7 protein-coding genes and 1 pseudogene are annotated in these 4053 nt (G+C 36.5%); all 8 read right to left on the reverse strand.

Translation table 11 applies throughout. From position 1 onward, the window contains the following. Window positions 1-388 (reverse strand): annotated as a pseudogene (locus AA81_RS13385) (thiamine ABC transporter substrate-binding protein); the annotation flags it as partial. Window positions 389-415: 27 nt separating this feature from the next. Then, window positions 416-1213, reverse strand: coding sequence for a hydroxyethylthiazole kinase (thiM, locus tag AA81_RS13390; protein ID WP_103899306.1), 798 nt, complete (start codon window positions 1211-1213; stop codon window positions 416-418). After that, window positions 1203-1865: a thiamine phosphate synthase gene (gene thiE / locus AA81_RS13395; protein WP_211292727.1), complete on the reverse strand. Its 663-nt coding sequence runs from the start codon at window positions 1863-1865 to the stop codon at window positions 1203-1205. The genes thiM (AA81_RS13390) and thiE overlap by 11 nt, the downstream gene beginning before the upstream one ends. Window positions 1866-1985: 120 nt before the next feature. Continuing rightward, window positions 1986-2108 (reverse strand): hypothetical protein, encoded by a 123-nt coding sequence (locus AA81_RS14735; protein WP_281256312.1) that lies wholly within the window; start codon window positions 2106-2108, stop codon window positions 1986-1988. Window positions 2109-2138: 30 nt separating this feature from the next. Continuing rightward, window positions 2139-2279, reverse strand: a complete 141-nt coding sequence (locus AA81_RS14475) for a hypothetical protein (protein ID WP_211292728.1) — start codon at window positions 2277-2279, stop codon at window positions 2139-2141. 17 nt (window positions 2280-2296) lie between these two features. Next, on the reverse strand, window positions 2297-2623 hold the full coding sequence (locus AA81_RS13400; protein WP_103899307.1) for a thiamine-binding protein: 327 nt from the start codon (window positions 2621-2623) through the stop codon (window positions 2297-2299). Window positions 2624-2626: 3 nt separating this feature from the next. Further along, the gene (thiM, locus tag AA81_RS13405) at window positions 2627-3463 is read right to left on the reverse strand and encodes a hydroxyethylthiazole kinase (RefSeq protein WP_103899308.1); all 837 of its coding nucleotides are present in this window, start codon (window positions 3461-3463) and stop codon (window positions 2627-2629) included. A gap of 1 nt (window position 3464) precedes the next feature. Then, window positions 3465-4053 (reverse strand): thiaminase II/PqqC family protein (locus AA81_RS13410; RefSeq protein ID WP_211292729.1); only part of this gene is annotated, 589 nt, incomplete at its 5' end.

Genomic DNA, 4053 nt, shown 5'->3' on the forward strand with positions numbered 1-4053 from the left:
AAATGATGGCTATAGCCCCGTAGTCGTAAGGAACTACATAATATTCGGGATCAAATATCAACGCTTTGTCTCTAACATTTTCAATATTTTTTGGTTTGTAAGGGATCAATAAATCCTCTTCAACAGCTTTTGCAGCAAGCGATTGATCAAGCCCAATGACTACATCCGCTCGAGGATTTTTCTTTTCCAAAACTAGCCGTGTGAGAACGTTACCTGCATCACCCAATTTTACCACTTTTACATCGCAGTCGTTCATCTTTTCAAACTTTTGAATCGTTCCTTCTTCAATCCAACTGAGACTTTCGTAAATATAGACAGTCAATTCCTCAGAAAAAGCAAAGGATAACAAAACAACTATAACACCCAACATCGCTAAAAACTTCTTCACCTTAACTCACCTCTTTTAAATATTTATTTAGTTAACTTCTCCTCGTACCTTTATACCCCTACTTAATTTTTCGTCTGTTAAGTTATATATTTCATCAAAGAACGCTTCTTTAAAAGAAGCAGGGCCTTTCACCTCTGAACGTGACGCAGCTAATTCACCAGCTAGTCCAAATGCAACCATTGCTGAAACGGTAGCCTGTAAATAATCAATTTCCACAGCACAAAAATTAGCAATAACAGACGTTAACATGCAACCTGTACCCGAGATAGTCCCTAACATAGAATGACCATTATCAACTTTATACACTGTATTACCATCACTAACAATATCTGTAGCACCTGAAGCTGCAACTATACAATGATACTCTTTTGCAAAGTTTTTATATGACTCTATATTTTCATCGTTACTTTCCGCTTCTACACCTCTGATTTTTCCACCAGAACCCGTTAGAATACCAATCTCTGCTTTGTTCCCTTTTATAACGGATATTTGTACTTCATCTAATATTTTTTTAGAAGCATCTGTTCTTATTTTTGTTGCTCCTGCACCAACAGGATCAAAGATGACTGGAATATTAAGTGAATTGGCTTTCTTCCCAGCTTTTATCATGGCCTTTACTTGTTCTAAAGTTAACGTACCGATATTAAGTACAAGCGCTTGGGAATTAGATACCATCTCTTCGACTTCCTCTATTGCATGGGCCATCACTGGAAGCCCTCCTACCGCTAAAGTTACATTGGCACAGTCATTTATTGTTACCATATTTGTAATATGATGTATCAGAGGTTTTTTCACTTTTACTGTATCTAAAATGTTATTTACCATCTTTTTGGCTCCTTTCGTTAACTATTTCAACTTTTTCAATTACCTTGCGTATACGTTTAGCATTTTCTTTAACATCACCCGAAAAAAGTGCCGATATAACAGCAACGCCATCCACATTTGTTTCTCTCATGAGATCATATAAATTTTCAGCAGTTATTCCGCCAATCGCTACTACAGGAATGTTGACAGACTCCTTTATTTTTTTAACTTCAGCGATGCTAATTGTTTTCGCTTCTGGTTTAGTAGGAGATGGGAACACCGGACCTACTCCCAAATAATCAGCTCCATCCTTTTGTGCCTGGATAGCTTGTTCAACATTTTCAACCGATACTCCTAATATTTTTTCTTTTCCTATGATCTTTCGAGCTATTTTTGTAGGAAGATCCTCTTGCCCAACGTGTACACCGTCAGCTTCTACAGCTAAAGCAATGTCCACTCTATCATTTACTATCAACGGAATACCATAATGATCCGTTACTTCTTTAACCTTCAATGCTTGATAGTAAAAATCCCTTGAATTTAACTCTTTTTCTCTGAGTTGAAGTACAGTTATGCCCCCTTTTATTGCTTTTTCTATTGCGTCAATCAAATTCTGATCCTTTAGATATGATCTGTCAGTTATTCCATAGAACTTCACATTCATATTTTTCATCTCTCTAAAGCCTCCAAATCTTTTGATAAGCAGAACAATAAGGTTAAAAATGATTCACTGCATCTTAGACGGCATGGCGTCCAGTCTGACTCTGTCTAAAGCAAAAAATTACTCCTTCAATCATATCTTAATCTGTTTTTCACTTAAAACTTTATGGCCTACTGTAGAATATAAGTTCCAGGCTTTTACCAGATTAGCGGTCGCCGATTTTGGATCATCAGCTTCAGATATAGCGGTGACCACGAAAAAACCATGAACCCCGGTTTGAGCTAATTATGGACCGGCATCAAAATAATCAGTCTGAGATGCATCCGCTGCTTTGATATATTTGAATAACTCATGTGTTCTTGGTGATAAGCCAATAATAGAATCTTCTCCTAAGTATTCCCGACAAACTTCTATCAGGGCCCACAACTAAGTATTCCGATATATCAAATGTTTTTCTGATGCTCATTATTTTTACCGTCCAAAATATCGTTGATTTTATTGACTTTTACATTCATCATATTTTTAAACCCAGGACGTATGTCAGCTTTTAGAACAACTTCGGTACGGATACCCTCGTTAGCAAGTACAAATGTTGCATCTTTAACGACTTTCATTACTTCATCCCACTCACCTTCTATCTCTGTAAACATAGAAGTTGTGTGATAAGGTAAACCCGAATCACGAATTACTTTTATAACTTCAGCTACTTTAGGTGCAAGCTCATCACCTATACCAATAGGTGCTATGGCAACAGCAATTAATGTATTCATAGATTAAACCTCCTCAATTTCAAATGGATTGTTAGCAATGTCACCCGCGTTCGCTTTATACAGTTCATCAAGAAACTGAATTTGAAAACTACCGGGACCGTCCACCTTTTTTTCAGCACGAGTTCCCGCTAAATTATAAACTGCACTAGCAGTAAGCGCCGCAATAAATGGTGAAGTGGCCGTTGCATAGACCGCAACGACTCCACCCAACGAACAGCCCGCCCCAGTAATTTTCCCCATAAAATGTGACCCTCCATGAGAAAAGGCTATGACGGAACCATCGGTTATTAAATCCGTTTTGCCTGATACGGCCACTGCTCCTCCTGTACACTTTGCCAGCGCAACAGCCGCATTCTTAGCAGAAGTTACGGAATCCGTTGAGTCAACACCGCGAACAGTGGATAGAGCTGTACCACCTTCTAATTCCCATAAGCCTGCCAATGCTAGAATTTCCGAAGCGTTCCCTCTAATTACAGTAGGTTTATACTTTTTTAATTCCAGCAAAAGCTGAGTTCTAAGGGAACCAATACCCACTGCTACCGGATCAAGTACCCATGGCTTTCCTACTTCATGCAAAGCTTTTGCTACACGAGGTAAAGTTTGCTCATAAAGTGGTATAAATGTCCCAAAATTTATATAAGTAGCTTCACTGGCTTTTGCCAAAAATTCACCTTCATCAGGTAAATAAACCATAGCAGCAGAACCACCGACAGCAAGTTGAGCATTAGCCACAAAATTAATTGTTACAGTGTTGGTAATTGACCCCACTATAGGATTTTCCCGTTTTACTATTTCGACCGCCTGAATTATTTGGTTTTGAATATCCTTTTTATTAATCATTTTATCTTTTCCCTATCTCAATAAATGTTTTGTTTTTCTTTATACAGCTTTGACTTTCATAGAATTTCAAGATTATCATAATGTATCTTAAAGCAGTAGTTCGTATAAATTTTTCAGTAGTTATTCCATGGAACTTCACATTCATATTTTTCATCTCTCTAAAGCTTTTATATGTCTGGGTTATTTCTTCTTCTTTTTCTGAATTTAGATATAATTCAAAAATACAAATTAAATCTTCAACTAACTTCTTGTATTTTGCTTCGTTATAAGTCGATGCCCATTTTAAATATATATCATTTTCATTATTGTTAAGCTTGTCTTTGTGATATTGGTATATTTCTAAGTAACTATAATAACAAGGCAAAAGGGCTGCCATACCAACTACAAAAGATTTTTGTGCACTTTGAGAAATAAGATAGTTACTATAAGCAATATTCGCTCTAGTAAGATCTATACTTTTTAATGTTGAAGGATCTATATTCAAGGAATCAAGTAAATTTAAATAATTTTTAAATTCTATTTCTGATTCGTTATATAAAATATTTATTAACATCCTCCTGGCGGTCAGATCTCCCGCTTTTGCTATCAAA

The organism is Petrotoga halophila DSM 16923, assembly GCF_002924615.1.

Excerpts from the sequence above, each read along its gene's own strand:
- thiM (WP_103899308.1), bottom strand. The coding sequence starts at position 3,463 with ATGATTAATAAAAAGGATATTCAAAACCAAATAATTCAGGCGGTCGAA.
- thiM (WP_103899306.1), bottom strand. The coding sequence starts at position 1,213 with ATGGTAAATAACATTTTAGATACAGTAAAAGTGAAAAAACCTCTGATA.
- thiE (WP_211292727.1), bottom strand. The coding sequence starts at position 1,865 with ATGAAAAATATGAATGTGAAGTTCTATGGAATAACTGACAGATCATAT.
- AA81_RS13400 (WP_103899307.1), bottom strand. The coding sequence starts at position 2,623 with ATGAATACATTAATTGCTGTTGCCATAGCACCTATTGGTATAGGTGAT.